This is a genomic window from Paenibacillus sp. CB74 (genome assembly GCF_055687625.1).
The window spans coordinates 2,650,927-2,676,355 of the sequence record NZ_CM146009.1; the positions used below are offsets into that span (position 1 = coordinate 2,650,927).

27 protein-coding genes and 1 pseudogene are annotated in these 25,429 nt (G+C 42.1%); all 28 read right to left on the reverse strand.

All coding sequences use genetic code 11. The annotated features are described in order from the left end of the window. Positions 1–11: 11 nt before the first annotated feature. The gene (locus tag ACX9NY_RS11595; RefSeq protein ID WP_339241806.1) at positions 12–875 is read right to left on the reverse strand and encodes a carbohydrate ABC transporter permease; all 864 of its coding nucleotides are present in this window, start codon (positions 873–875) and stop codon (positions 12–14) included. 3 nt (positions 876–878) lie between these two features. Further along, on the reverse strand, positions 879–1,784 hold the full coding sequence (locus ACX9NY_RS11600; protein WP_472479276.1) for a carbohydrate ABC transporter permease: 906 nt from the start codon (positions 1,782–1,784) through the stop codon (positions 879–881). Positions 1,785–1,856: 72 nt separating this feature from the next. Further along, a complete protein-coding gene (locus tag ACX9NY_RS11605) occupies positions 1,857–4,724 on the reverse strand; it encodes an extracellular solute-binding protein (RefSeq protein WP_472479278.1) in 2,868 nt (955 codons plus the stop codon). Between the two features lie 167 nt (positions 4,725–4,891). Then, positions 4,892–6,298, reverse strand: coding sequence for an ABC transporter substrate-binding protein (locus tag ACX9NY_RS11610; protein ID WP_472478649.1), 1,407 nt, complete (start codon positions 6,296–6,298; stop codon positions 4,892–4,894). Between the two features lie 42 nt (positions 6,299–6,340). Further along, positions 6,341–7,735 carry an extracellular solute-binding protein gene (locus ACX9NY_RS11615; protein ID WP_472478650.1) on the reverse strand — a complete coding sequence of 465 codons (1,395 nt, stop codon included), beginning with the start codon at positions 7,733–7,735 and terminating at the stop codon, positions 6,341–6,343. Between the two features lie 378 nt (positions 7,736–8,113). After that, positions 8,114–8,695 carry an HAD-IA family hydrolase gene (locus ACX9NY_RS11620; RefSeq protein ID WP_472478651.1) on the reverse strand — a complete coding sequence of 194 codons (582 nt, stop codon included), beginning with the start codon at positions 8,693–8,695 and terminating at the stop codon, positions 8,114–8,116. Positions 8,696–8,743: 48 nt separating this feature from the next. Beyond that, positions 8,744–9,679, reverse strand: coding sequence for an acetamidase/formamidase family protein (locus ACX9NY_RS11625; RefSeq protein ID WP_472479280.1), 936 nt, complete (start codon positions 9,677–9,679; stop codon positions 8,744–8,746). A gap of 86 nt (positions 9,680–9,765) precedes the next feature. Continuing rightward, a complete protein-coding gene (locus ACX9NY_RS11630; protein ID WP_339241795.1) occupies positions 9,766–10,245 on the reverse strand; it encodes a DinB family protein in 480 nt (159 codons plus the stop codon). A 79-nt stretch (positions 10,246–10,324) separates the two neighbouring features. Further along, positions 10,325–10,864, reverse strand: a complete 540-nt coding sequence (locus ACX9NY_RS11635) for a phosphotransferase-like protein (RefSeq protein WP_339260578.1) — start codon at positions 10,862–10,864, stop codon at positions 10,325–10,327. A 54-nt stretch (positions 10,865–10,918) separates the two neighbouring features. Then, positions 10,919–11,401 (reverse strand): DinB family protein, encoded by a 483-nt coding sequence (locus ACX9NY_RS11640; protein ID WP_472478652.1) that lies wholly within the window; start codon positions 11,399–11,401, stop codon positions 10,919–10,921. Continuing rightward, positions 11,401–12,126, reverse strand: coding sequence for a metallophosphoesterase family protein (locus ACX9NY_RS11645; RefSeq protein WP_472478653.1), 726 nt, complete (start codon positions 12,124–12,126; stop codon positions 11,401–11,403). Before ACX9NY_RS11645 ends, ACX9NY_RS11640 begins: the two co-directional genes overlap by 1 nt. Before the next feature lie 34 nt (positions 12,127–12,160). Further along, positions 12,161–12,817 (reverse strand): DUF4367 domain-containing protein, encoded by a 657-nt coding sequence (locus ACX9NY_RS11650; protein ID WP_472478654.1) that lies wholly within the window; start codon positions 12,815–12,817, stop codon positions 12,161–12,163. A gap of 54 nt (positions 12,818–12,871) precedes the next feature. Then, positions 12,872–13,411, reverse strand: coding sequence for a helicase (locus ACX9NY_RS11655; protein ID WP_472478655.1), 540 nt, complete (start codon positions 13,409–13,411; stop codon positions 12,872–12,874). A 52-nt stretch (positions 13,412–13,463) separates the two neighbouring features. Continuing rightward, on the reverse strand, positions 13,464–13,859 hold the full coding sequence (locus tag ACX9NY_RS11660) for a VOC family protein (protein ID WP_472478656.1): 396 nt from the start codon (positions 13,857–13,859) through the stop codon (positions 13,464–13,466). Between the two features lie 33 nt (positions 13,860–13,892). Next, on the reverse strand, positions 13,893–14,420 hold the full coding sequence (locus ACX9NY_RS11665) for a YfiT family bacillithiol transferase (RefSeq protein WP_472478657.1): 528 nt from the start codon (positions 14,418–14,420) through the stop codon (positions 13,893–13,895). 181 nt (positions 14,421–14,601) lie between these two features. Next, positions 14,602–14,931, reverse strand: a complete 330-nt coding sequence (locus ACX9NY_RS11670) for a YxeA family protein (protein WP_342572644.1) — start codon at positions 14,929–14,931, stop codon at positions 14,602–14,604. A 14-nt stretch (positions 14,932–14,945) separates the two neighbouring features. Then, positions 14,946–16,874 (reverse strand): ABC transporter permease, encoded by a 1,929-nt coding sequence (locus tag ACX9NY_RS11675; protein WP_472478658.1) that lies wholly within the window; start codon positions 16,872–16,874, stop codon positions 14,946–14,948. Further along, positions 16,871–17,650, reverse strand: coding sequence for an ABC transporter ATP-binding protein (locus ACX9NY_RS11680; RefSeq protein ID WP_472478659.1), 780 nt, complete (start codon positions 17,648–17,650; stop codon positions 16,871–16,873). The genes ACX9NY_RS11675 and ACX9NY_RS11680 overlap by 4 nt, the downstream gene beginning before the upstream one ends. A gap of 160 nt (positions 17,651–17,810) precedes the next feature. Next, the gene (locus tag ACX9NY_RS11685; RefSeq protein WP_472478660.1) at positions 17,811–18,848 is read right to left on the reverse strand and encodes a sensor histidine kinase; all 1,038 of its coding nucleotides are present in this window, start codon (positions 18,846–18,848) and stop codon (positions 17,811–17,813) included. A gap of 11 nt (positions 18,849–18,859) precedes the next feature. After that, positions 18,860–19,537: pseudogene (locus ACX9NY_RS11690) on the reverse strand (response regulator transcription factor). A gap of 128 nt (positions 19,538–19,665) precedes the next feature. After that, the gene (locus ACX9NY_RS11695) at positions 19,666–20,649 is read right to left on the reverse strand and encodes a phosphotransferase enzyme family protein (protein ID WP_472478661.1); all 984 of its coding nucleotides are present in this window, start codon (positions 20,647–20,649) and stop codon (positions 19,666–19,668) included. A 77-nt stretch (positions 20,650–20,726) separates the two neighbouring features. Next, complete coding sequence (locus ACX9NY_RS11700) at positions 20,727–21,128, reverse strand: NUDIX hydrolase (protein WP_339241781.1); 402 nt, start codon at positions 21,126–21,128, stop codon at positions 20,727–20,729. Position 21,129: 1 nt separating this feature from the next. Then, the gene (locus tag ACX9NY_RS11705; RefSeq protein ID WP_339261386.1) at positions 21,130–21,675 is read right to left on the reverse strand and encodes a GNAT family N-acetyltransferase; all 546 of its coding nucleotides are present in this window, start codon (positions 21,673–21,675) and stop codon (positions 21,130–21,132) included. 69 nt (positions 21,676–21,744) lie between these two features. After that, on the reverse strand, positions 21,745–22,068 hold the full coding sequence (locus tag ACX9NY_RS11710) for a hypothetical protein (RefSeq protein WP_472478662.1): 324 nt from the start codon (positions 22,066–22,068) through the stop codon (positions 21,745–21,747). 159 nt (positions 22,069–22,227) lie between these two features. Then, positions 22,228–22,803 carry a dihydrofolate reductase family protein gene (locus ACX9NY_RS11715; RefSeq protein ID WP_472478663.1) on the reverse strand — a complete coding sequence of 192 codons (576 nt, stop codon included), beginning with the start codon at positions 22,801–22,803 and terminating at the stop codon, positions 22,228–22,230. A gap of 230 nt (positions 22,804–23,033) precedes the next feature. Then, positions 23,034–23,825, reverse strand: a complete 792-nt coding sequence (locus tag ACX9NY_RS11720) for an HAD family hydrolase (protein ID WP_472478664.1) — start codon at positions 23,823–23,825, stop codon at positions 23,034–23,036. A gap of 204 nt (positions 23,826–24,029) precedes the next feature. Then, positions 24,030–24,557, reverse strand: coding sequence for a GrpB family protein (locus ACX9NY_RS11725; protein WP_472479282.1), 528 nt, complete (start codon positions 24,555–24,557; stop codon positions 24,030–24,032). Positions 24,558–24,705: 148 nt separating this feature from the next. Next, positions 24,706–25,338, reverse strand: coding sequence for a hypothetical protein (locus tag ACX9NY_RS11730; RefSeq protein ID WP_472478665.1), 633 nt, complete (start codon positions 25,336–25,338; stop codon positions 24,706–24,708). Between the last annotated feature and the right edge of the window lie 91 nt (positions 25,339–25,429).

A 25,429-nucleotide genomic window follows, 5' to 3' on the forward strand; every position in this document is an offset into this window, starting at 1 on the left:
CACCCTCTCCCTTAATCCTTCATGCCGGATGATGCCATCGTTTGAATGACATTGCTCTGTGACAATACAAATGTAACAATCGGCACCGTCATCATGATGACAGCTACAGCAGCCCCTACTCCTGCTCGGGCAATTCCGCCTTGCACAATCTGTCCCATGGCGTAATGCATCGTTTTAAGCTGTTCACTGTAGATAAAGCTTCCACCGTCCGTACCCCACAACATCTGCATCATCAGAATGAGCAGTGTAAGCCAGGCCGGTTTGACGAGCGGCATAACCACCTGGAAGAAAATCCGATACTCGCTTGCGCCATCCATTTTTGCCGCCTCCAGCAGCGCATCCGGAATCTGCTCCATAAACTGTTTCATCAGATACAAGCCAAGCGGATAAGCAAAGGCCGGAATAATGATCGCTTGGTAAGAGTCGAGCCATCCGAGAGTTGACATAATCATATAGTTCGGGATCGCTGTTACATGTGGCGAGAACATCAGCGACAGCACAATAACGGTGAACAAAACTTTATGACCGCGAAACTTGTGTTTCGCCAGCGGATATGCCGCTGCCGAAGCCAGGATTATATGGCCAAACGTACCCGCTGCTGTAATAAATACGGTGTTGAAAATGTATCTCGAAAAGGGAACCCATGAATTTTTCATGACCTGAAACAGATCGGAGAAGTTTTCAAACGTCGGGTTCCGTACAAACAAGGTTGGCGGGAAAATGAACAGTTCATCCAACGGTTTAAAGGCATTATTGATGACATAGATGAGCGGAACCGCCATAAATGCGCCAAATCCGCCAAGCAACAGGAACAGCAGAATATCGACCTGCCAGGATCGATTGATTTTTCGTTTCATAAGCAGGGCTATCTTCATCGGCTATTCCCCCACTCTCTTCAAAAGCTTTTGAACAAGCAGGTTGGAGCCCAGCATCAGACCAAACAGCACCGTTGCGATGGCCGATGCATAACCCATTTCAAAACGAATCGTTCCGTAATCCATTAAGTGCGTAACAATCGTATGTGCCCCATACTGCACACTCGGGAAACCGGCGAGTGCAGTGGCCACTTCGGCAACCGCCAGAGATGCAGTAATCTGAATAACGGCGCCAAACATAAGCTGAGGGCGCATCGAAGGAAGCGTAATATACCACAGCTCCTGCCAGCGATTCTGCACCCCATCGATGGCTCCCGCTTCATATAACGTACGATCCACCGTTTGCAGACCGGCAATAAATGCAAGGAAGCTCGTTCCCAGACTAAGCCATAGCTGCACAAGTATGATAATGGCAAGCATATATTTCGGATCCTGAAGCCACAGGATCGGCTCATACAGAATGCCCGTTTTCATTAGAAAACCGTTCATAATGCCGTAGGAGTCCCCGGAGAAAATAATCTGCCAAATAAAAAACACATTGCCCGAAATCGAAGGCGCAAAAAATATTAGTGTCATAAACGCTCTTACCTTCGGATTCAGCTCATTGATGAGCCACGCAAATACAAAGCAGGCTATGTAGCTGATCGGGCCAGTAACCACTGAGAAAATAATCGTATTTTTGAGACCTATCAAGAACACATCATCATTCCAGAGCAGCTTGGAATAGTTCTCCCAGCCGACCCATTGCGGAAACTCCAGCATGTTGAAGTTGGTAAAACTGAAAAAGATCGAAATGATGACTGGAAACACGGTGAATAGCAGAAATAACAGCATATATGGCGATAAAAGAATATAAAGATGTTTATCCCGCTTCATATCTCTGACAAAGAGTTCCCATCTTCCCGGCATGCCGGCAGGCGTGCGCTTGGGCTGAGAACCGGGTTTGGTCACGATGTTTACCTTCTGCAAAAGAGTCCCTCCCTAGCGCATTCCGTCCAATTTAAACTCTTTTCGTTTTTGCTGAATTTCGTAATTAATTTCCTGAACGTAATCATATAAAGCATCGGTTGAGTTCGTACCGTTATTGACGACCTCACGTAATGCGTTATCCAGATGGCGACCTGTAAAGTAACCTCCGGGAACCTCAGGTACCCCTTGTACCCACTCCCACTGTTCTTCCAGACTGCGATAATCACGGATCGGCCAAGGCAGCTCCTGTAAAGCTTCGATGTTCGCCGTTGGATAGCGCGCAGCAGCACCCATCAGACCTTCCATTTCCCGTCCAAAGCGAACCTGGGCATCCTTGCTTACCCACCACTTCATGAATTCCCATGCCGCATCTTTATGTTTCGACTGCTTGAGCATCACCGTCGCCGTACCACCGCTTGCCACATCACGTTTGATGCTTCCATCGGGCTGCTTGAGGCCTGGAACCGGGATGAATTCCCACAGACCTTTAATCTCTGGCGCAGATACAGACAAGTAGTTATAGAAGGTATAGTCCATGATGCCCACAGGCATTTCCCCCGTTCTGAAGCGCATGGGAAAATCAAAGGTCAGTGGCAGCTTGTAACTGGTATAGAAATCCGTCCATTCCTTGAACGCCTCCAGTCCAGTCTCCGTATCCATACCACTTCTGGCACCCTTGTCTAAGTAGAAGGAGCCGCCCATCTGATACAGCAGCATGGCATACGCCCGATTAACTTCCAACACGGGTACGCCAGTTGTCTGAGCCAACGGCAGCGCCATCTCCATGTTGTGCTTCTGCAGCACCGGGATCATGGCATACACGTCATCCCACGTCTGCGGCGGCTCCAGATCAAGCTGCTCCAGAATATCTTTACGATAAAACAACATGTTAAAAATCTGCTGTTCCGGAAGCGCGAATACCTGGTCTTCAAACTGATATGGAACCATTGCACTGTCCCTGAACTGCTTGATTAACTCGTTATAGCCTGGATATGTGGACAAATCCTCCGCCGCGTGTCGCATCCCGAAGTTCACCGGCACATCATTGCCAACCTGCATGGCTACATCCGGACCTTCTCCTGCAAGCGAGGCACGAAGCAACACGTCTGCATTAACCAGCTTGAGATTAACGCTAATGCCTGTCAGCGGTGTAAACGTATCATCAATCATCGCTTTCAGTACCTGTGCCTGGTCGCGGCCCGTTCCAATCCAGACGGTCACCGACTTGTCTTCATCGGCGGTGCTGCCAATGGTGTCATAATCTTCGAAAAAGGAATGAAGGAAGGATGACACCTCATGTCCTGTTTTACTGAACACAGACCCATTCGCTTTGGGCAGTTTCTCACCAGGTGAGGCAAGCAGTAGATAGTCAATCTCAAGCGGCTGCTCACGCACTTCAAGAAGCCAGGAGCCGACGCTGCCGACATTGATTTTGAATTGACCAAGCCGCTTCTGAACGGTTTCGGGTTTATCGGCCAGATCAGCAAGCTGATAGGCGGTTTTATTTAAAATGGCTGTTTTGTCGCTTTTCTCCCCTGTCAAACGAATTAACTCTTCAGAGACTGCAGTTAAAATATCACTCTGTTCCCGAAACACATCCACCATATCCGGAATCTGTTTGTCTAATTGATAATCACGATACGGGTCCGGTACATTGCCCGTGATCATCAGAATTTTTCGATACATCGCATTGATCTCGAGCACACTGGCTTCAACCTGACGAATTAGCGGTGCGATGGCCCCGAGACTGACCTCAAGCTGCAGTTCGTGTTGTCCCTTCGTTAAATAAAACAAATAAGGCTCTTCTTCATTGCCCAGCACATTCATCTGCCAATCGGCGTCATAGAAAAATGGAATTTGCATCATTTCCTGGAAAGGAACCTTGTCATCAATCTGCAATGAGCGAGTTGAATATATGCCTCTCAGCAGTTCTTGTCGGCCCTTGATCGCTATCTTGTATAAACCGTCTTCTGGTACATCCATCTCCCATGCAATCCATTGTCCTGGCACCCGCCAGTTGTTTCCACCAATCGTGTTCATTCTGATTTTGGAAACATCATACGGCTCTGTCGATGTACTGGAGCGATCTGTGATGGGATATAGTGTCGGCGATGACTTATATGAAGCCTTCTCCCCTTGAACCTTGATCAAATGCCCGGTTGTTTCCTTGTATCCTTTAGTCTCATACTCCTGCTTGAGTTCTGCATAGGATGGCGGAGCTTCGTAATGATGCAGTTTGATGGTATCAATCACCACCGGCTCACGTGTAGAGACCAACTTGATGGAATGATTCCCCTCTGAAAAATAAAACTGATAAGGCTCTTCATAATAGCCTTCTTTATCTCTCAGGATCGACTCCTGCCACATTGGCTCTTCAACCTGGCGCGGACGTAGGTCATTGCCTCTGTTGTCCTGTTCGATTTCCGGTTTTTCGTTGACCCATACCCGGTGAAAGCTCATGTTACGAGCACTGCTGAACGGCAGCTTTCCATCAATCCACAATTCCCGTTCGATAGCAGAGCTTTTCCCTTGAATTGGGTAATAGCGTAATGACATATGATACATTCCTGATTCAGGAACATTCACTTTCCACTCCACCGATCCACTTTCCTCTGTCCTTATGAACTCGCCTACCTCGCCGCCAAGCTCCGTGATCATCTGCGGGTTCATGCCTTCGGCAGCTGAGTAATCAGCCCCATGGATGACAATGTCCCTCGCAGGCCGCTTCTCGTTCTGAAATTGCTTCAGATACGTATCATAGCTATCCTCAGCAGCAGATTCAGATATCGGCATGACACGACTCGGATCTGATGATCGACTTCCGGTCTTGGCATTGCCACTCGCACCGGAACTGGATATCGCATACACCACGACGAGCATTAGTGTGACGACAACGATCGTCACTCGGGATAATGTGAACTTCACCCAATGCCCCCCTTTAGATGACTTTCGTGAAAGCAATGAGGTGCGGCCCGTATATTGTGCTTCGACTAACCCCACTCGAAAACAATCATCAGGCCGCCCTATTGCTGTTTAACTACCAAGCGTTATTTTTTCTTTTCCTGCTCTCCACTTAACACTTTTTTCACCGCAGCCTCAGCTTTGGAGATCACTTGAGCAACACCCGTGGAAGGCGTAATCTCACCTTTAACAAACTTCTCAGTCACGCTATCCAGTTGATCCTTGATACCCAGACCACCGAAGCGTCCGCCAAACAAACGCTGCACTTTGCCATCATCGTTCATGGCATTGGCAATGGACGTTTCATCCGGCAAAATATTTTCTAGGGAGAGTCTGCGATTATCCTGCCAGTTATCGAAGTCCTGCAGATCTTCCCAAATCTTTACGATGACATCTGCATCCTTCACCCCTTTTGGAATGACATAAGCTGCGGTCTGACCAAAAGGTTCATGGTAAGACTGGGCTTGTGGACCTTTTGGCATATACACATAACCCCACTCATCCTTGAGCTTATCGAGAATGCGGCCTTCAATCTCCCACAGCCCGCCTGGATACATCGCAATCGTGCCCTCCCCAAAATATTTGGCGGGATCTTCCCAGTCGTTTCCTCCATTCGCTTTAACTACTTTATGCTCCGTGTACAAGCTGTGCAGAAAGTTAAGCGCTTCCATAGCTTCCGGTGAATTAAACGTGACTTTACCCGTCTGCTCATCATATAACTTGCCGCCATTACTCGCGATCAGCATCTCAGACAGCACATAATGCGCGCCAGCGAGGCCGTATTGATCCATTTTGCCATCACCATTGTTGTCTACGGTCAGCTTTTTTGCCGCGTCCAGCATCGAATTCCAGTTCCAGTTATCCTCATCCATCAATTGCTGAGGGTCCTTCAATCCAGCTTCCTTAAAAATCCGTTTGTTATAGAACATGCCGCTATCATTTGGCGAATACCAGCTCTCCAGGCCATAGATTTTGTCACCCCCAAAGCGCATCGAATCAATAACATCCTGCTCTACCCGTGTATCCTTGAGATATTCGTCCAGCGGTGTCAGAAACCCGCCATGCATGAGTCCCCAGATGAATCCATCCGGAATTCGGACAATCTCCGCAAAAGGCTCGTTAGCGAGCACGGAGGAAGACAGCTTTTCAGAAGTGGACCAGTATTCTGTGTTCAGATATTTGATCTTCACGTTATACTTTTCTTCCACCATTTTGATCCGTTCCCGCGCAAGCTCATCGGATTCCGAATCACCTTTTGGTGTCGCATCCCACCAGTGAGAGATTCGAATGACACGTCCGTTCAGGTTCGGGGCTGGCTCAACCTCCTCCACTTGTTCTTCCTTCGCTGGTGTTGTGCTCGTCTCGATTTCAGCTGGCTGAGCAACCGGCTCGGCTGGCTTCTCACTTGTACCCGTGCATGCAGACAAAAGAGTAATGAATGCGGCAAACAAAACAAACAACATGATTTTGCTGATCATCATTTTTTTCAACATGGGCTGCCTCCCTCAAGTAAATGATCCTGCTTTGCTTACGCCTTACTTGCTCTTCTCTCCCTTTAACACCTTCTGGATGCCAGCCTGTGCAGGTCCAATAATCTGTGCAACGCCTGTGGATGGTGTAACCTCACCTTTCACAAACTTTTCAGTTACACTGCCAAGAGCTTCCTTCACACCCAATCCCCCGGCACGTGCGCCATAAACCCGTTCAACCTCTCCGTTGTCATTCATGGCATTAGCAATAGAAGCTTCATCTGGCAAAATGTTCTCCAGCCATAGACGATGATTCTCCTGCCAGTTATCGAAGTCCTGAAGCTCCTCCCAAATTTTCACAATGACGTCTGCATCCTTAACACCTTTGGGGATTACAAAGCTCTCTGTGCTATTTACCGTATCGAGATAAGTAGATGCTTTGGGCCCTTTAGGCATGTATACATACCCCCAGTCATCCTTTAACTTGTCAAGAATGCGCCCTTCCACTTCCCATAAACCGCCAGGATACATCGCAATGTTGCCCTCTGAGAAATATTTGGACGGGTCCTCCCAGTCATTGCCTGCGTTAGCCTTCACGACTTTGTGATCGTTATACAGGCTGTACAGAAAGTTAAGCGCTTCCAAAGATTCGGGTGAGTCAAACGCTGCCTTCTGCGTTGCCTCATCGTACATCTTGCCGCCATTGCTTCCGATGAGCATTTCATGCAGCACATAATACGCACCTGACAGACCATACTGATCCATCTTGCCATCCCCGTTTTTGTCTACGGTCAGCTTCTTGGCCGCTTCAAGCATCGTATCCCAGTTCCAGTTATCCTCTTCCATTAGCTGTTGCGGGTCCTTCAATCCAGCTTCTTTAAACAAACGTTTGTTATAAAACATGCCGCTGTCATTCGGGGTATACCACCCTGTCAAACCAAATACGTTATCACTGCCAAACCGCATGGAATCAATGACATCCGGCTGGATTTTCGTATCCTTCAAATAGTCATCCAGCGGTGTCAGAAATCCGCCTTGCATCAACCCCCAGATATAGCCGTCAGGCACACGCACAATTTCAGCGAAAGGCTCATTCGCCATCACGGATGAAGATATTTTCTCCGACGTTGCCCCATAGTCTGTATTTAGATAAGAGATTTTGACGTTGTATTTCTTCTCTACATTTTGGATTCGTTCACGGGCACGTTCATCTGCCTCCGAGTCTCCTTTGGGGGCCGCATCCCACCAATTGGATATTCGAACAGCTCTGCCCTTCAGATCGATGGCCGGCTCCTGCTTCTCTTCAGCAGGCTCAGCTGCGACTTGCTTGTTTTCTTCTGCTGGCGACTTGTTAACAACCTCAGCTGGTGTACCCGCTCCACCGCTACAGCCAGCGATTACGGTTACCACCAAGGTAAGCATCACCAAAAAGGTAAACCGCTTCTGTCTCATAAACTTCATCTTACACACACTCCCCCTTAAAGTTAGATAAAGATGAATCGGGAACTTGAAAACCTGCAAGCACGCTTCAAATAGAAAGCGCTTACTAAGTTGTCTGAGTGATAATGAAACGGCTTTCATGAAACCCATTTCATTATAGTATTGGGAAAAGCCTATGGTCAATACTATTTATGTTATTATTTAGTTTAATTTGATTATTAAGGTTAATATAATTACAACTTAAAGATATTAAACCATTTATAGGAGGTTAATATTAAAACCCTATGCTATAAAATTGAATTTTATTGCATAGGGCTCCAGATGGGATATTAAATTCTATTTTTCGAAGGCTAAGCTTCTTAATTCCTATGCAGAAGTGGAAATTGCATCCTGTTCCTCCTAGATTAGCAATGACTCAACTTCATTAACCCAATCTCCTTCTTCGTCAGCCAGTAGAGTCTTCCAACCAAGTAGCTTAGCCGAATGTAAATTTTTCTCTTGATCATCTACAAATAGAACCTCTTCTCCAGCTGCCAGGAAGGTTTGGACCCGTTGGTATATCTCAATCTCAGGTTTGCATAAACCCACTTGATTAGAGATGGTTACACTTGTGGTGAATGAGCTTAAACGGCTAAGATTCGGCTCAATCCACTCCTTACAATGATTGCTAAGCAGATGGATATCGGCAAACTCACTCCATCGCTCAAGGTATTGAGCCGCTGGTAAAGGAACAATTGAGCTATACAAGATCTCCTTCGCTCGGCTTATTGATAATTCTGGATACATCTCCTTCAACGATTGCCAGAACTCTTCTTCTCGCATTATTCCTGTCCAGAGCTGTCGCTTGATTCCTGTAAAATGTACTTTCAGGGATTCTACGGATAGGTTGGTTTCCTGAATCATATCTCTCCAGCACGTCAATGACATATTACTTAACAAAACACCTGCGATATCTAGAACGATCTGTGGTCTGCCTCTCATTTTATCGACTCCCAAGTTCATCTAATACGACGTATGACAGACTTCAAGTTATTGAAAAGCATCATGGGAAAGGATAGCATGCACACCCTTCACGCCATTCACAATTTGAGTGATACGCAGGTCGATTACCGCGCTTCCAAGTGCAATCGCTTCCACTCGATCTAGTCCGTACAACTCACCCATCAGATTTAACATGCCGTCTAATGCTTGAACGGTAGCCTCATTCAGATCTTCATGAAAACCGAAGGTAATCCAGCCGGATGGCGTATGTGCACGAGGATTGGTCAGAGCTAGATTATCAATTACGTTGATGGTGATATCCACAAGTTCCATTGGACATTCAATCGCCTGACAGCTGACTTCACCATCTCCCTGGCGTGCATGACCATCACCAATCGCGAGATAACCTCCGTCTACGGGGATAGGTACGTATAATTTGCTTCCCTGCACCAGTTCCTTGCAGTCGATGTTCCCTCCACAATAACGAGGCGGCCAAGTCGTATGAATTCCTTTTGACTCTGGTGGCATGCCCACGACTCCCATGAACGGTGAGAGAGATACCGTGAAGGGTTTCCCATTTATTTCACAGGTTCCACTCATCGTGTGGCGATCAAGTGTCCAATTTAGCGACAGTTCTTCAACCTCTGTTAGATGTAATTTCTGGTTCTGCCAGTTCGGATATCCGCCGGCGGAAGTAAACCCGTATTGACCGGGTACAATCTCATTGAAAACAATCTCCAACGTCTGTCCTTTCTTGGCATCATCGATATAGATCGGACCGATTAAGGCATGCCCTCCATCTTTTTCACCTTGTCGATCAAAAGGTTTCATGCGTTCCGCATAACTCACACCCGTTCCCCAGCCCGCATCCAGTGTCTGAAACCGAATGGAATCCCCAGATTTCACGCTCAACATGGGAGTTACCTCATCGGTAAATGAACCGATTAGATTTCCCTGAGTTAATTCAATCTTATAAATGGTCATCATGTCCCTCCCTGGTTTGGGATACATATTATATTCAAAGCACGCCACATGCTATATTCCATGCCGCCCACCGCTTGCTAAATCCTTTACGCTTCAAGGCTGGCAACATACTTTTTCAACGGTTCCATATGATGCTGGTCATGCCATATAAAATCTTTAAGATATTGGGGAATATAAAATACGTTACCCTCTGCATCCAAATACGTCTGATGAAGCTGTTCCTCCGATAACCCTCGAATGTCATTCATAATTTTATAGCGGTACGTGATAGCCTTATTTACGATTTCAGATGTCTCTGTGCGTTTCCCGTACTCAATAGCTTTACGATTAAACTCATCAAAATCCAGATGTTTCAACATAACAGGCTGCCTCAGAGCAATCTTCTCAATCGCTTCCTTGTAAAAATATCGATCCCATAACATGATATGACTTACGATTGATTTTATCGTCCACTTCCCTTCTTCCAAGCTGGAATTCCAGATCTTTTCTTCAAGATTAGTCAACGTTCTGACAAAGAGCGTCCATTCTTCAAAAGTTTGAAGCAAAAGTTCAATCTCTTTGGTCATGATTACATTTCCCCCTTCTTCAAATAATCAAAAAGCTGGAACACCATGCTCATGAATGTCCAGCCTTGTAATAGCATCTTTACATATTTTTCAATGGTTCATGATGGGACTTGAACAACGCTGCAATAATTTTCTCTGCACATTCTTCCGGTGTGTTCATACTTGTATCAATGGAGTACCTGTAGTTAATGTTTTTGGCCATGATCTGATGCTGCTCATCCGATTGCTCTTCTCTGCGATCCCCACGTTCGATGTTCCGCTGACGGCAGATGTCGAGGGGGCAATATAACTCCACAATATCCAGTGGATAGCCTTCAAATATCTGTTTGACTTGTTCATAATGCGGCGCGAGCTCCGGTCTTTCCACAAGTATGCCATCGATCAGAACATGCTTGCCATGGTCTGAGAATACTTTTGCCGTATGATACATCATTACAATCGCTTCACTCAGATACTTCCAGTAATCCGTCTGAAGATGTTTATCACCGATCGTATTTTCAAAAAGATCATTAGCGACAACATAAAAAAACGGATCATCGTATGATTGCATCGCCTCTACAATTGAAGTTTTACCAGAGCTGGTTACACCGTTCAAAAATATAATTTTGCCTTTTTCCATGATAGTCATCTTCCTTTGCTTAAGTATAATTTTATAAATGTAATACAGCGTGTATTATGTGTGTTTCATTGATTTTTTGAGCAGCATGATCTGACCAATATGATAGGCATTATGAATACATAGATTCGATACAACTCCCCACCATGGCGCGTTAAAATAGGAAGGGATTTCACGTGTCAGTTTATGTTCTTCGCTATCTTCGAGTGCCCTGTTCCAATCACCAAAGACGGTTTTCAGTCTATGTAATGTCTTGCGCCACTCCGCATCGTTCAGGTTAGACGGATCTATGTCAAATGTATCCTCATTATTCACTGAATGCTGCCCGTCGACCTGTTTGGCAATATATCTCTCAAGCCACCTCTCATTCCAGAAAATAAGATGATTGACGATCGCCCAAATGGAATGCTCTCCCTCATTCTTTGAATAAGTGGCCTCCGCCGCATTGAGGTCTGTCAATATATCATGAAGCGGAATAAACCAGCTCTTGTCATGATAACAGGCGTTCATTTGGTCTATGAGAATAGCTTTGTAACTCATCACTTCACCTCATTCAGATTAAACTTTGAATCAGCAGTTGTGTAAGAACTATTTTCGTGAATTAAAGCATTTAATTGCATTCCATAGGCACATCCACCATCAATGCCTATTTTATCTTCACCAAACCAAACATCCGAAGTTTCATGAATGTCTATTGTCCTTGTATGTCCAAAGATGATCTTTTGGTGTAGATTTGTGAACGTATGATCAATAAATTTATCTTTGATATACATAAAATCATGCTCTGGTTGATTCCTCCATTCTATGTAATCAGGGTTTAATCCGGCATGAACGTAAATATGTGTCTCATCCTCATGGTATAGAGGTAATTCACTCAAAAAATTAATATGATGACCATAGTCCATTTTTATTGTCTCTCTGGCTAGTTCCAACATTTCATCAGAAATTGCGCCTTCAATATTACAATAGCTCTGAAGTGTTTGAAGCCCTCCATGTTCAATAAACTTGGCTTTAATTAATGAACTTCCCTCAATTATAAAATCAACGAATCGTTGATCGTGATTGCCTCTTAATGCGATCGCATGATGTTCTTTTACTAATTGGATAACCTCTTTGACCACTTCTTTACTATTAGGACCTCGATCCACATAGTCACCAAGCAAAATTAGTTGATCATATTTCGAATTGTAATTGATATCATGCAATAACTGATTAAATGGATCAATGCAGCCATGGATATCGCTAACCATTATCGTCCGATTCATAGAAACTCCTTTTAGAAAAACTTTAATATAAAATTTATCCGTTCATTGATTTCGCAATCTTCATCACAAGATCTTCTGACATATTTCTTCCATTGATTTCGTATTGTAATGCCTTCCCCTGCACATCCTCTTCGATCCATATCAATTGGGAAGTTTCGTTATTGACAATAAAAAATGCTTGGACGCCACGTATGGCTGCTTGTTTAACCGTAGCACCACCATGATCAGGCAATGCGATTCGGCTCTTTGTAGTCCCGAAAATATTAAGTGTATAACCACCGTATTCTTGATACGTGATGCTGATGCCCACAACCCTCTTATTGGGTTTCAAATCTCGTATCACTACATTGCTACCTGACCTGTTACTTTCCTCAACCATTTCTTCGATTTCTTGCGGAGTTAGATTATCAAACCCATAAAATACATGAATGGCATCGATATCAGAATCAAACGGAAATTTCGGCTGCCATGGAGAATAAAGTTTCTTCAATTGTTCCAACCCGTCTTCCCATGGAATGGCTGCATAATTGGTCTGTTGCGTGAATTGGTTCTCTGAAGCATCTGCGGTATAAATCGCCTTCCCCTCACCAGGCTTTAAGTCAATGACGATCCGGTCAATCGCACGATCTTTGCGTAAGGATTCAATTTGAATTTTTCCAAGCACATCTCCGCTTTTGTTTTTGATATCCATTGGTCTTTCACTCCTTTTCTTTCAAAATACTTTTCGATCTTCACACAATAGAAGCTAAGCCCTGCAGAAGATAAAGCGATCATGAGGACTCCAAATATGCAAATGGTCCGCAAGATATCCTCGTAACCATAACTTGTCGTTTATTCGTCTGAGATAAAAACCTTTTGGAAAATCTATATCCTCCGTAAGGGCTTCAGAGGCTATGGTAAGGGAGCCAGACGGAGCCTTTTTCTCCTCTGAAATGTTGGTAGAACCTATCTCGGGCTGATCCAAATATTGCAGTCTTAGATAAGGTCCTAACTCAACCGGACAAGATTCCAATCCAAGTTCATTTGCTATTCGAAATAACTGGAGAGTTGTAGCACCCTCCGAAAATCCAAGTTGTCTGACGGTCAACTCAACCGTTTGCAAGCTTTGCTTTACACTCGAAACTATAAATCTCTCATCATGTAACAACTGTTCTCCATATTTATTCAATAAAATAGAGTGTTGGTCCAGTTTCTGAATAAGCTGTGGCTTTGTTAAGCCGCCAACTTCTACTATTCTTATTTCAACTGAACAGTCAGGATATATTTTCTCGTCTTCAATCAACATTCGTATCCCCCAAATCCCTCGGTTAATGATAGCAGCTGACCAAAGTTCCTCATTAAAAATTCAATTCACAATCATGGTGTTCCCACACATCAAATAAGTTGCCGTCCAGATCTTCTAACACAAAAAACTTCCCATAGTGTCCCTCATCACTAATAGCCCCTACTTTCACATTCTCTGATGTTAGATAGTTATGTAAAGAACCGATGTCATCAGTGAAAAATGTAATGACCCATCTCTTTTTCTGATGCACTTCAAATGTCGCTCGTGTTTCATGATCGCTTTGGATCAAATCCAATATTGGGCGACTCCCCCGAAATAAACTCAAATATCCTTCACGTTGGTGGCGAATGTTAAATCCAAAATGTTTTACAAACCAAGCGGCTGATACATCAAGGTCTTTCACTGGTAACACGTTGTAGGCAATACCCAAAATCCTTCCATTTCCCATATGTCACCTCCACACTGAGATATGTATAAGACCCTACCACCCTTGCGATGTTATACAAGATTTAATTTGAGCAATATGATGCTGCCCGTGCCATACAAATCTTTGAATCGCGATATCCAGTGTAATTGTACCTAACACTTCTGTTCCGAGTTTTCGTCTAAACTGATCCCGATGTAAACCATACAGTAGAGCGAGAAATCGCTTGTGCAGTATCTCCATCAGCAAAATTGATTCTTCGATGGGCGTACTCCTGTAATCATGTAATGATGCCCATAAATCCTCTCGATACGAGCTTGCCATCGGTTCCTCTTCAGTTAATGCTCTCTTGAACCTGATATAAGCGTTCATGTCATTGTCCGCAAGGTGGTGCACAATCTGTGTGATTGTCCAACCGCCTTCACGATAAGGAGTACAGAGTTGATCATCATTGAGATGTTGTGTAATCTCTTTTAAGGTCTTCGTAATTCCGGGAATTTGACCTATGATGTGAATTCGGTCCTCATTAGAGAAGTTAAGACTTGGCTCAAAGTGTCCTATCGGAAAGCGTATATTTTCATCCAAAGTTGAGTACCTCCAATTTCCTACTACAGAACCAAATCATATCCAATATAACCCACAATGTTCCATTTGCGAAGTGTAAAAGCGAAAAAGAAGCAACCCTTATTATCAGGCTGCTTCTTCTATTGAACTTCTCTCATATCTGTACCCTTAACCATTTCACCTGATACGAAGAGTTCCAAACTCAGTTCAAATTCGATGGCATTTCAAGCTCTTTGATAAACTTATAGTCTGCTGTATAGGTACCTTTAGCGAGCACTTTTAAAAGTGTACCTTGATTGAGTCTGGTACTAGTGCTGAATACCACTCGTTTCATCTCACCACTTTCGGTGACCCCCTGCTCCTTATACTTATATCTGCCGTCATCATCTACAGGTTCAGCTTGGACCTTAACATATACATATTCCTCTTTCATCATTGGATTAAAACGATCAAATGGCTCACGCATGAAGAAATAGAGACCAGTAATCATAACAATAGCAACGAAACATGAAATAAGAATTCTTTTTTTCATCAATCTCTTCCTTTCTATAGAGCATGGATAACCATATTTTTATAATACCGAATCGTAACAATCATAAACACTAAATAGATGACGATATACGCTGCCATACTGAGGAGGATTGGGTTAAGCATGCTTGCAGCAATGAGTATAGTACCCACCTTCAAGGCAAAAGCAGCATGAGTTAGCCCAATGACCAGAGGGATCAAATAAACAAAGAGCTGTTTACGGATGATGCCTTTCATGATGTCGTCGATTTGAAAACCGAGTTGTCGCAATGTTCTGTACTGAGGTTTCTCTTGCTCGGCCTCGGTCATTTGTTTAAAGTACAAAATACTTCCTGTTGAAAGGATAAATACCAAACCTAAAAATCCAGCAATAAAAATGAGCAGCCCGAAGTTTTGACGTGATCCCTCGTATGTTGAATAAAAGTCCCTGAGTAACAGATCACTGTCTACGCTCGTTCGAAAGATATTCGACGCGATATCTGTTTTCTCCGTATCCAATACGTTAAACACCTCAAATGTCACTAATTCTTTGGACTCATTCTCCTGAATGCTGTCTCTCATTCGCGCGAAGGTATCTTCAGAGACAACTAATTGGTCGCCATGAAGGATGTAATTCATCACATTATTAAGCTCAGACTTGGAGACAGGTAGCAGATTGGTTTCATCATTTGATGCGTACTGTACTTCCCAGGGAGATGAAATCTCCATTCCTTCTAAAATGGCTCGCTTGCTATGATAGATGGCTTCACCGTCTTGGGGACGTTCCAGATCTAATCCAGCCTGTGCCATCTGCTCTGCTGAGAAAAGCAAAAATGGTCTGTTACGATGGCTCGGTTTTGAATTCTGATTCTGATCCACCCATGCGCCATCAAATCGAATGGCATGTACTTGATGAGACTCAAATTCAATCTGCGCATCTTCTAACTTATTTGTGATCACAGCGGCTTCCTCCGGCATATTTTCCATTGCAAAATCAAAAGGCATCGCCAATCTTACATCCTTTTCCATGGAATAATATAAGGAATAGGACAGGGAAATCATCGTAATGGTCATCGCTGACAAGATTGTGATTAACGTTAATGAATTGGCGTGACCTTTCATTCTGTGCATTAGAGATGCTACCGAAAGGCTATTCATTAAGCCCAGGTTCCCCTTCTGCCTTTTCCGATAGACATAGAATATCCAGCTTATGGTTGTATGGAAGACCAAATAGGTTCCAAGTATGGTACTGACGAGAACAATTAACATTATCAAAATTAGCGCATCTGCATTGTATCCAATAAAGGTGGACACATAATAACCAAACGCGATCAGAACTATTCCCGCTCCCCCTAAAATGGCTGACACACTGCTTGGACGTTTGACAAAACTTTCATTTTGATGATTAGCCTGAAACAATTGCAGCAATGTACTGCGATATACTGTCCATATATTTTGTAAGGTTGTAACCACCAGCAAGCAGGTAAATACAGCAATCGTTTGAATAAGAGCCTGGCCTGAGAATGTTAAGCCAAACTTGGCATCTAGCCCCAACAGGTTCATTAATAGCAAGAGAAAGAGTCGTGAGAGCATAGTTCCAACGAATGTTCCGATCAAGAGAGCTCCTAGGCCAAGTATAGTGTGCTCCAAGATGAGTACTCGAGCGACCCAAGCCTTGGACAAGCCAATGAACTGATACAATCCAATTTCTTGACTTCGCCTTCTGATAAAGATATGTGTCGTATACATCGTAAAAACAATGGTGATGAGGATAAGCAGTATGCCTGCGATCTGAAAAGCCGTTGAGAAGTTTACACTGGTTTGAACGGTTTCCATAACGGTTTGATCATTTTGCAGAGTAGAAAAAATAAAATACAAGCTGATGCTGAAAATCATCGCAAAAAAATAAAGATAATACATCTTGATGTTTTTCCGCATGCTGCGCATCACCAGTTTCCGTATGTTCATTTCGGGCTACCCCCTCCAAGGACAGCCTGCATATCCAGAATGTCTTTGAAGAAAGATTCTCTCGTTTTCTCTCCCCGGTACAATTCAGCAAAAACCTTGCCATCCTTCAGAAAAACGACCCGGCTACAATAGCTTGATGCCAGCGGGTCATGTGTAACCATAACAATGGTCACCTGCCGTAACTGGTTGATCTCATGTAAATTCTCTAATAGATTAGAGGCTGCTTTGGAATCCAGAGCACCGGTAGGCTCATCCGCAAAAACAAGCGAAGGCGAATGAATCAACGCTCGTGCCGCAGAGGTACGCTGCTTTTGACCGCCTGAGATTTCAGTAGGATACTTATCCGCTAATTCCTTAATGCCTAAAATCTCTGCAATCTCATTAAACTCATGTTCAGCTTCCATTTTACTGATTTTGGTTAAAGACACCGGCAGTAATATATTTTCTTTGACCGTTAACGTATCAAGCAAATTGTAATCCTGAAAGATAAAACCTAAATGCTGACGACGAATATCTGAAAGCTGTCTGTCCTTCATTTTGGAAATCTCGTACGCTTGTATGAAAATTTCGCCATCCGTGGGACGGTCAATAGTAGCCAATGTATTGAGAAGCGTGGTTTTGCCTGAGCCAGATGGTCCCATAATGCCAACAAACTCTCCTTCTATCACGCGAAGGTTGATGCCTTGTAACACCTGTTGAGCATTTCCTTTTGAACCATATGATTTACGTAGTCCCTCAGCAAGTAAAACGGTCTTCGGTGTGATCTGATCTTTCATTCCATACACTCCAATCCAGTTGTTCTATACACAGTGTAATTCTTTTATGTCTCTTGGTCGTAAGCTTTAGGTGATAAAATAAGATCTAATGTGATATTTTTGTCACTTTGCCAAAATAAAAAGCAGTCAGGTTTACATCTCCTAACTGCTTCATTGCTTATTAAATCGGTGATCGTCTAATTCGTTCGAATGGATTGTCACTAGAGAATACCATCCCAATCGACGTACCTTCGCCAACAGCCGTAGCAACCTCAAGTCGAATGCGTAACTTCTTGCTTATTTCTTTGGCAAGATAGAGCCCCATACCGGTGGCTGTGTGCTGAACCCTTCCATTTTCTCCAGTAAAGCCTTTATCAAATATACGTGGCAGGTCATGTACTTGAATGCCGGGCCCTTCATCTTTAACGGAGACAGTGACATATTTATTATCTTGGAAATCAATATGGATAGATACTTTTCCATCGGTTGGACTGTATTTAATCGCATTTGTTAAAAGCTGCCTCATCACAAATCCGCACCACTTTTTATCCGTATACACGGCAGCACCGGTATTCCCCATAACCTCGATGGTTATATTTTTTTCCATACACCATGTGGATAGCTCACGCACCTCTTCTCTTATCAAATCTTGCACTTTCAACTTGTCCGGGAGCAAGTCTGAGTCCAAGTTAGCTAATCGTGAAATATATAGCTGCCGGTCGATCAATAAATGCATTCTCAACCAGGGTGAATTTAACCTTTGTGCTAACTCATTAGAACGGTGGCCATCAAGGATAATCTTCATTGCGGTAAGCGGCGTTTTCACTTCATGAACCCATGAGGAAAGGTCATCATGTTCCATTCGTTGGGTTAACTGATCCGCACGACGTTTGTTCAGATCATGCTCATGAATATTTTGCAGAAAGGTATACATCACCTCGTCAGGAAAACGACTTTGGGGTTGGGGAATGTTTTCAAACCAGTCATCTCCCACATCGTTAGTAAGGGTATGTAAAGACTTATAGTAGGCTGTTTCCTTCTTATATCTCCAGATCAAAAAAACAATACAGATGGTTAGAAACAACGTATTCAAATAGATAAGTGAATGCGGCTCCACATCTATACCGGCGTCAAATTGTATCAAAGCATTGGTGAGCAGCAGCAGTAAACCAATTAAGCCGATCCAACTTTTTTTATAAACAAGATAAGCGATGAACAATGAGAAACCTCCTAAAGCGTAACGGCCATATACCCCAGACCTTTTTTAGTTACAATCCCTTCGGCTAAATGGAGAGAAGCGAGCTGTTGCCGTAATCTTGTGATGTTGGCAGTGAGTGTATTGTCATTCACATATTGATCATCATCCCAGAGCCTTTTCATCAGTTCATGACGTGAGATGATCTTATTATTGGACCTTACTAGAATCGAAAGAATAAAAAACTCATTTCTTGTCAGGCCAATCGTCTTCCCATCCTTATGTATTTCACAACTTTTCAAATCAATAATTGCTTGGTTCCATTCCATTACATCGGAGGACACTTCTTCATACGTATACGCTCGACGAAGAATAGCCTGAACCTTGGCTAGAAGTACATCCATATGAAAAGGCTTCTGAACGTAATCGTCCGCCCCTAGGTTCATGGCCATCACCATATCTGTCGGATGATCTCTGGATGAAAGAAAGATAATCGGAACTTTGGACACGGCACGTATTTCTCTACACCAATGAAAACCGTCAAACTTGGGAAGCTATATATCAATAATCACTAAGTGTGGCGAATGATCAACAAAGGAATCCATCACATGAGAAAAATCACTTGGGTAACTTACTTCATATGACCACTGATTTAACGCTTCTCGAAGTGCTTCCAGGAGAAGAAGGTCATCCTCAATAATGAAGATATTCATATTCATGTATTACCTCCTTATCTTATATCGCAGTAGCCCCGATCTTGGGTCAAATGGTGTTTATCTAAAACATCACCGACCAAGAAAGGAGCGAGTTTAAGGTGAGTCTTTACGTCAGCTCTCACAACCTATAATTGAATGTCACATCCATCAAGAGGTTTGCCACTTTCAATACGGTTTACCGTTTCAATAATAGCATTCTTTTGACTATCATTAAGATTCTCTTCATTCCCATCCCAATTGGTAAGCCACCAAAAGAAGGAACTAATATTTCTATATTCCATAAACAAAGGGATCCTCTGGATCCATTCTTGCTCTATGTTATTCTGTTTGATATAACCTTCTAGAAACTCATTTAAGAAATGCTTTGCAAATTCATCTTTCGATCTCCAAGCCTTGAAATGAGAACCCCACCAAACAGCGTGAGTAGCGGCGATTCCAATATCAAGTGCAAACCATCCATACAACGAATCATCAAAATCAAAAACAGTTATTTCTCCTTGATCGATAAGAAAATTATAAGGATGAAAATCATAATGGATCAGACCATATGATTCTTTGTCCTTAGGCAGATTTTTCATTTCTGTTTCAATTGTTCTGAGTTTGTTGAGGAGTACTTGATAATTACCAAAATGTAAATGTGGATTGTTTATTTCCGCTACATCCCATTCCATCCTTTTGTATTTCAAATCGCCAGGATCATAAGATTTGGTCAACCGATGCATTGCCCCCATTGTTTCGCCCCATGTTTTAAACAAGCTTGGTCCCCATAATTCTGGATTGCTATCGAAAAAAATGCCAGGGGCTCCCTCGAACACAGTCGCAATATAGCACTTTTCATAGTGCTTACATACAGCAGTTAATTCACCTTCAAAAGTCTGGATTGGCAAAGATGCATGAATGCCTCTTTCAACTAAATACCGTACCCAATGGACTTCTGCCTTAATATTAAGTTCAAATTCAACTGGTTTTTCTGATAAACGTAAAAAATATTCCTTATCCCCTTTATTAAACCTGTATACTTCATTACAAGAATTGCTTACGAACTTTAACGAATTAGTATCAAATCCAAATGAATTAGCTGCTTGAGAAAGTATTTCATTACCGAGCAAAATGATTCTCCTTTTCTATTGCCGGACCGAGGGAGCAAACCCGATACGTTTAATGTATTGAGATCTAATGAGTGCCCTTATTCTGAAAATTCAATCAAAAATGGATGGCTTTTCTCATCTAATGCATTATGAATTCTGTCATAGAAATTTCCCCATGTTATCATTTGCCCAGCTTCTTCTAAAGTAAAGTAACCCACCTCTTCACTTTCATCACTCGTAGTTAAAGCTCCACCAATCGGTTTTCCAGTAAATATATTGTTGCATACGCCACGCGTTATGTTCTGATACAACCCACAAAATTTAATTAATTCAATTTCAATCCCTGTCTCCTCTTTCACTTCGCGAACTGCTGCCTGCCTAATAGTCTCTCCTTCTTCAACACAACCTTGAGGCATTTCCCAGCCTCTTCGACCTTTCATGAGTAAAATCTCATTATGTTCATTGAGAACGATTACACTTGCAGACACGATAAATTTCATTCTAATTCCTCCTATCAAATTCATCTTTTAAAATACTCATACAAATAACATCCCAATATTTACCTTTCTTATATATCTTATTTCTAGATCTCCCTTCTTCCTTAAACCCACATTTAACATAACTTTTATATGCTCTCTCGTTATATTCGTATACCTCAAGCTCTAACCTATTTAAGTTTAATTCCTCGAAGACAAATTTCTGTAGTACTTTTATTGCTTCACTACCATAACCTTTTCCCAATTGATCTTTTTTCCCTATAACGATAGCCAAATATGCAAATCGATTCTTCCAATCTATCCTATATAGATCTATTTGACCCAAATATTCGAGTGATTCTCTAAACGCTATAATAAAACTTCTATTACTCGACTTACCTTCAACCATTGTTCTAAAAAAGGACTCCGTCTCATTCCTCGAATGAGGATATAAAAATTGATCAGATAAGGTATGGGTAATATCCGGATCGTTTACCCATCCTCGAATATGTTCTAAGTCTTCATTTTGATAATCTCTAAGTGTTATCCTGTCACCAAAAATATATGACAACATTAATCATCCTTTCCATGATTTTCTGTTGTAGATGGACTTCTGCGAATTACTTACATTATCCTTGATTTAAAAAGCCCATCGATGCTCCTCTGGCAAACACTCATCACAGAGTAATTGTCCTTCAATAACTGCTCCATTATTAAGTTCATCCATATGATTTGGTTTTTCCCTATCCGTTGCCCATGAATTACATTTTGCACACCTTCCACAATTCATTACTTCTGGGTCGAGATACACAGAGGAACTACTCTCCCATTGTAATTTCAGATCTTTCCTTATTGTAATTTCTTTCTCTAGTACAGGAGTCAAATCCCCATCGATTTCTTTATATTCTTCCTCAGTTAAGTCAATTAGATAAGCTATATTTACAAGATATGTCTTCTTATTCATTACTTTCGTCCTTTGATTTTCATGGTTGATACGTTTCTTTGCCTTTGGCATAACGTTGTGCACACACCACGCGTCACTATCTTAAGGCCGCATTTTTAACTATCGGTCTGTTAGTAAGTCCCGCTGACTGATTGGGTGATGCAACTACTTTACGAGGAGTCATCTAACCGCCTGGTAGCAGAGACCAATAGCTCCCGACTTGAAAGTTTTATTTTCAATAAGCTTAAGATTGGTCTTCTCTTGGAGTCCTTGAAACAATGGCAACCCGCTACCGATCAGGACAGGAGACACTGTGATTTTGTACTCATCGATTAGATCAAGCCCCATCACGTGATGCGCAAACCTGGGACTGCCGAGGATAACCATATCCTTGCCTGGCTGCTGTTTGAGGTTCCTAATCTCTTCCTCGACATCTTCTTTCACCAGTCTGGAATTGTTCCATTCCACTTTCTCCAGCGTTGTGGAAAATACGATTTTGGCTGTCTTTTCGATCCATTCAGCATGATTCCGTTCATACGGTGAAGCTGATGGGTCTGAAGACACAGATGGCCAGTAATTATACATCATCTGATAAGTTCCACGTCCCCAAAGGACAGTGTCGGCAGTACTCAAAACTTCTTGTGCGTGTTTCTCCAAATCAGCATCGTAGGAAACCCAGCCAATGTCCATTTCACCGTTCGGCCCTTCTACAAACCCATCAAGTGAAGCGTGCAGAAATAAAACGAGTTTTCTCATTTTCAGATCTCCTTTATTAATATGATGTAATGTATTGAATACAAGATACCATGTTTTTTTATTCTTGTACTGATTTCATCTAACATTCCTGCATTCACGACCCAAGCCGACTTAGATAGCTCTTATCTTAGGGGAATAGATGTATATATACCTCATTCATCTTCAATATACTTCTGCCAGATCAAGAACCCAATGGCTTGTAGTGCGAATGTTGTGTTAGATGATGATACCTAGAGTTTCGGTTTCTCACACAATCCTTCTAAGATTATTGCTACTCCATCGTTATCATTAGTTTCTGTTATTTCATCTGCAATATCTTTCAATTCAACTACTGCATTCCCCATTGCTATTGAATATGCAGCTGACTTGAACAATCCTACATCATTGTGATCATCACCAAATACAATCAATGAATCCAGTTCTTCATTGTATATATTGCAAAGCCTAGTAATTGCTAACTCTTTCGATGCTTGAATTGGCATTATTTGAATCAGTTGATTTTTATCCGTAATCAGTATATTTACTTGCTGTCCAAACTTAGAAATAAGTCCTGGAATCTGATGTTTGCCTGAGAGCAATATCTTTGTAGCTTCATATTGTTTTAATTCTCTCAATGATTTAACTATTGGGTTAGACCTTGCATTCATTGTGGTAGTATAGTCATATTGGCGTAAGCCAAACCATTCATCTTTTACTTCCATTGTCATATCGAGTTGCGGATAATGATGTAAGCAATAATCGATGATTTCGGAAGTTAAATCAGATGGAATTGATTCATAAAATTCGGTCCTGGATTTATTACATATTGTTTGTGCTCCGTTATAATACACAAACGCTCCAATATCCAACAACTCTTTAGGAAGAAAAAACTTTACAGCTCTAGGAGGGCGTGCTGTTGCAAAGATTATTCTCATCCCGCTCTCATAACAGGAAAGTACGGCTTCAAAGTTTCTTTCAGAGACTTGATTTTTAGAATTTAAAAATGTACCATCCAAATCTAAGACAACTGTAGAATAATTCAATGAAACGCCTCCTCTACATAATTCATCGGGTTTTCATCTAATGTTTGTGCATTCCTGACGTTCAAGCGGCTTAAAAAACTCAAGGGAACGGGTAGATAGACTTAGCCCGTTGAATGTTATCGCCTATACCGATTTCTTTGAACTTCTTATAAATGATCGAGGGCAAATGCAAAGTGTTTCTTATACCCATGACTCATGAACTACCTACAAATTCTTTCCACATTCATTAAGTACTTTATTTACAAATTCGGTCTTCCCAGCCGTATAAGACTGACGATTTTCTCTATATTTAATAGCAAGTTCTTTCTTTAGGTTGGCATATTCGACTACAAATTCGGAATTGCTAGTCAATGCATCTCTGAATGAAATATGTCTTAATAACTCTTTGCTCTCTTTATTACAAACATATAGATGATGTTCAGGTTTCTTTATTTTCACTATACTATAGGGAACATTTGCATCTTTCCTTGCAAAAGCTTCTCTGTTCTCAACGCCCAAATTTCCTTCATGATCGTAACCTAAACTTTCTAATCCTTGAATTACATCTGGGAGCAAAGCCATAGAATCAATTACCACATCAATATCTAAAATAGGTTTTGCCGCTAGTCCAGGTACTGCAGTACTACCAACGTGCTCGATTCTAAGTACTAGATCCCCGAGTTTATGTTCTAAGATAGATTTCAGATCAAAAAACATTACAGGCCATTCATTGTTGTATTCTTCAATAATTATTGACTATATACGCATCCTTGAGATCCCCCCCGCAAAAAACGAATGTTTACGATAATGTTCCCATTAATCATAATAATCAAATGATCACTCCTTCTGGTTTAGTTTTACGTTTTGTGCGGAGCACTAGCGACGATGCTTAAACATTCAGTTAGGCAATGTCGTTGCCCTCCATGATTACCCTTACATACTCATCCCAATCCTTACCGTCTGTATTGATTTCTTGTGTTGGCACTCTTGAGATTTGAGCTTGATGTCTTAATACATTTTGGACTTTTAATAATTCATTTACCGACGATCTTACTTCTTCTTCTGTTTTATAGATCCATTCTTCGGGTTGTCTGCTTTTGATTCTTTCTTCTACGACTTCGGGCGAGATTGTAAGCAAAATACACTTGGCGTTTAAAGACTCGAGCTGTTCTTCTATTTCATTGATCTCATCCACATCCGAATCTGCAAATGCAGCTCTATGATTTAAGTGAAATCTCTCCAGCACATAAAATAGTCCCCTAGATGCTCTAGATGCAGGACCAAGTTGAATTGCCCAATCGTTAAGTTTCTTTAACATTTCAACCCGCTCTTTAAGTAACTCAATGTGTTCTTCTCGCGTTAGACTCACATATTCTCCATGTTTATTATTCAAAATTTGAGAATAATGTTCTCCAAGAATAACTACGCTCCGTTCTGAGGTTTCTTCTTGTGATTGATATCGTTTAATCGCTTTTAATACTGAAGTCTTCCCGGCATTTGAGTACCCCTCAAGAATTACTCCTCTAATATGCATTTCATTCTCCTCTCACTAACCATTATTTCACTAACGTTCCTGTATTCATAACGTTCAACATTAGTTGAATGGGTTTGATAAAGCGCTTTCA

Excerpts from the sequence above, each read along its gene's own strand:
- ACX9NY_RS11595 (WP_339241806.1), bottom strand. The coding sequence starts at position 875 with ATGAAGATAGCCCTGCTTATGAAACGAAAAATCAATCGATCCTGGCAG.
- ACX9NY_RS11600 (WP_472479276.1), bottom strand. The coding sequence starts at position 1,784 with ATGCCGGGAAGATGGGAACTCTTTGTCAGAGATATGAAGCGGGATAAA.
- ACX9NY_RS11605 (WP_472479278.1), bottom strand. The coding sequence starts at position 4,724 with ATGCTCGTCGTGGTGTATGCGATATCCAGTTCCGGTGCGAGTGGCAAT.
- ACX9NY_RS11610 (WP_472478649.1), bottom strand. The coding sequence starts at position 6,298 with ATGTTGAAAAAAATGATGATCAGCAAAATCATGTTGTTTGTTTTGTTT.
- ACX9NY_RS11615 (WP_472478650.1), bottom strand. The coding sequence starts at position 7,735 with ATGAAGTTTATGAGACAGAAGCGGTTTACCTTTTTGGTGATGCTTACC.
- ACX9NY_RS11620 (WP_472478651.1), bottom strand. The coding sequence starts at position 8,695 with ATGAGAGGCAGACCACAGATCGTTCTAGATATCGCAGGTGTTTTGTTA.
- ACX9NY_RS11625 (WP_472479280.1), bottom strand. The coding sequence starts at position 9,679 with ATGACCATTTATAAGATTGAATTAACTCAGGGAAATCTAATCGGTTCA.
- ACX9NY_RS11630 (WP_339241795.1), bottom strand. The coding sequence starts at position 10,245 with ATGACCAAAGAGATTGAACTTTTGCTTCAAACTTTTGAAGAATGGACG.
- ACX9NY_RS11635 (WP_339260578.1), bottom strand. The coding sequence starts at position 10,864 with ATGGAAAAAGGCAAAATTATATTTTTGAACGGTGTAACCAGCTCTGGT.
- ACX9NY_RS11640 (WP_472478652.1), bottom strand. The coding sequence starts at position 11,401 with ATGAGTTACAAAGCTATTCTCATAGACCAAATGAACGCCTGTTATCAT.
- ACX9NY_RS11645 (WP_472478653.1), bottom strand. The coding sequence starts at position 12,126 with ATGAATCGGACGATAATGGTTAGCGATATCCATGGCTGCATTGATCCA.
- ACX9NY_RS11650 (WP_472478654.1), bottom strand. The coding sequence starts at position 12,817 with ATGGATATCAAAAACAAAAGCGGAGATGTGCTTGGAAAAATTCAAATT.
- ACX9NY_RS11655 (WP_472478655.1), bottom strand. The coding sequence starts at position 13,411 with ATGTTGATTGAAGACGAGAAAATATATCCTGACTGTTCAGTTGAAATA.
- ACX9NY_RS11660 (WP_472478656.1), bottom strand. The coding sequence starts at position 13,859 with ATGGGAAATGGAAGGATTTTGGGTATTGCCTACAACGTGTTACCAGTG.
- ACX9NY_RS11670 (WP_342572644.1), bottom strand. The coding sequence starts at position 14,931 with ATGAAAAAAAGAATTCTTATTTCATGTTTCGTTGCTATTGTTATGATT.
- ACX9NY_RS11675 (WP_472478658.1), bottom strand. The coding sequence starts at position 16,874 with ATGAACATACGGAAACTGGTGATGCGCAGCATGCGGAAAAACATCAAG.
- ACX9NY_RS11680 (WP_472478659.1), bottom strand. The coding sequence starts at position 17,650 with ATGAAAGATCAGATCACACCGAAGACCGTTTTACTTGCTGAGGGACTA.
- ACX9NY_RS11700 (WP_339241781.1), bottom strand. The coding sequence starts at position 21,128 with ATGAAATTTATCGTGTCTGCAAGTGTAATCGTTCTCAATGAACATAAT.
- ACX9NY_RS11710 (WP_472478662.1), bottom strand. The coding sequence starts at position 22,068 with ATGAATAAGAAGACATATCTTGTAAATATAGCTTATCTAATTGACTTA.
- ACX9NY_RS11715 (WP_472478663.1), bottom strand. The coding sequence starts at position 22,803 with ATGAGAAAACTCGTTTTATTTCTGCACGCTTCACTTGATGGGTTTGTA.
- ACX9NY_RS11730 (WP_472478665.1), bottom strand. The coding sequence starts at position 25,338 with ATGCATATTAGAGGAGTAATTCTTGAGGGGTACTCAAATGCCGGGAAG.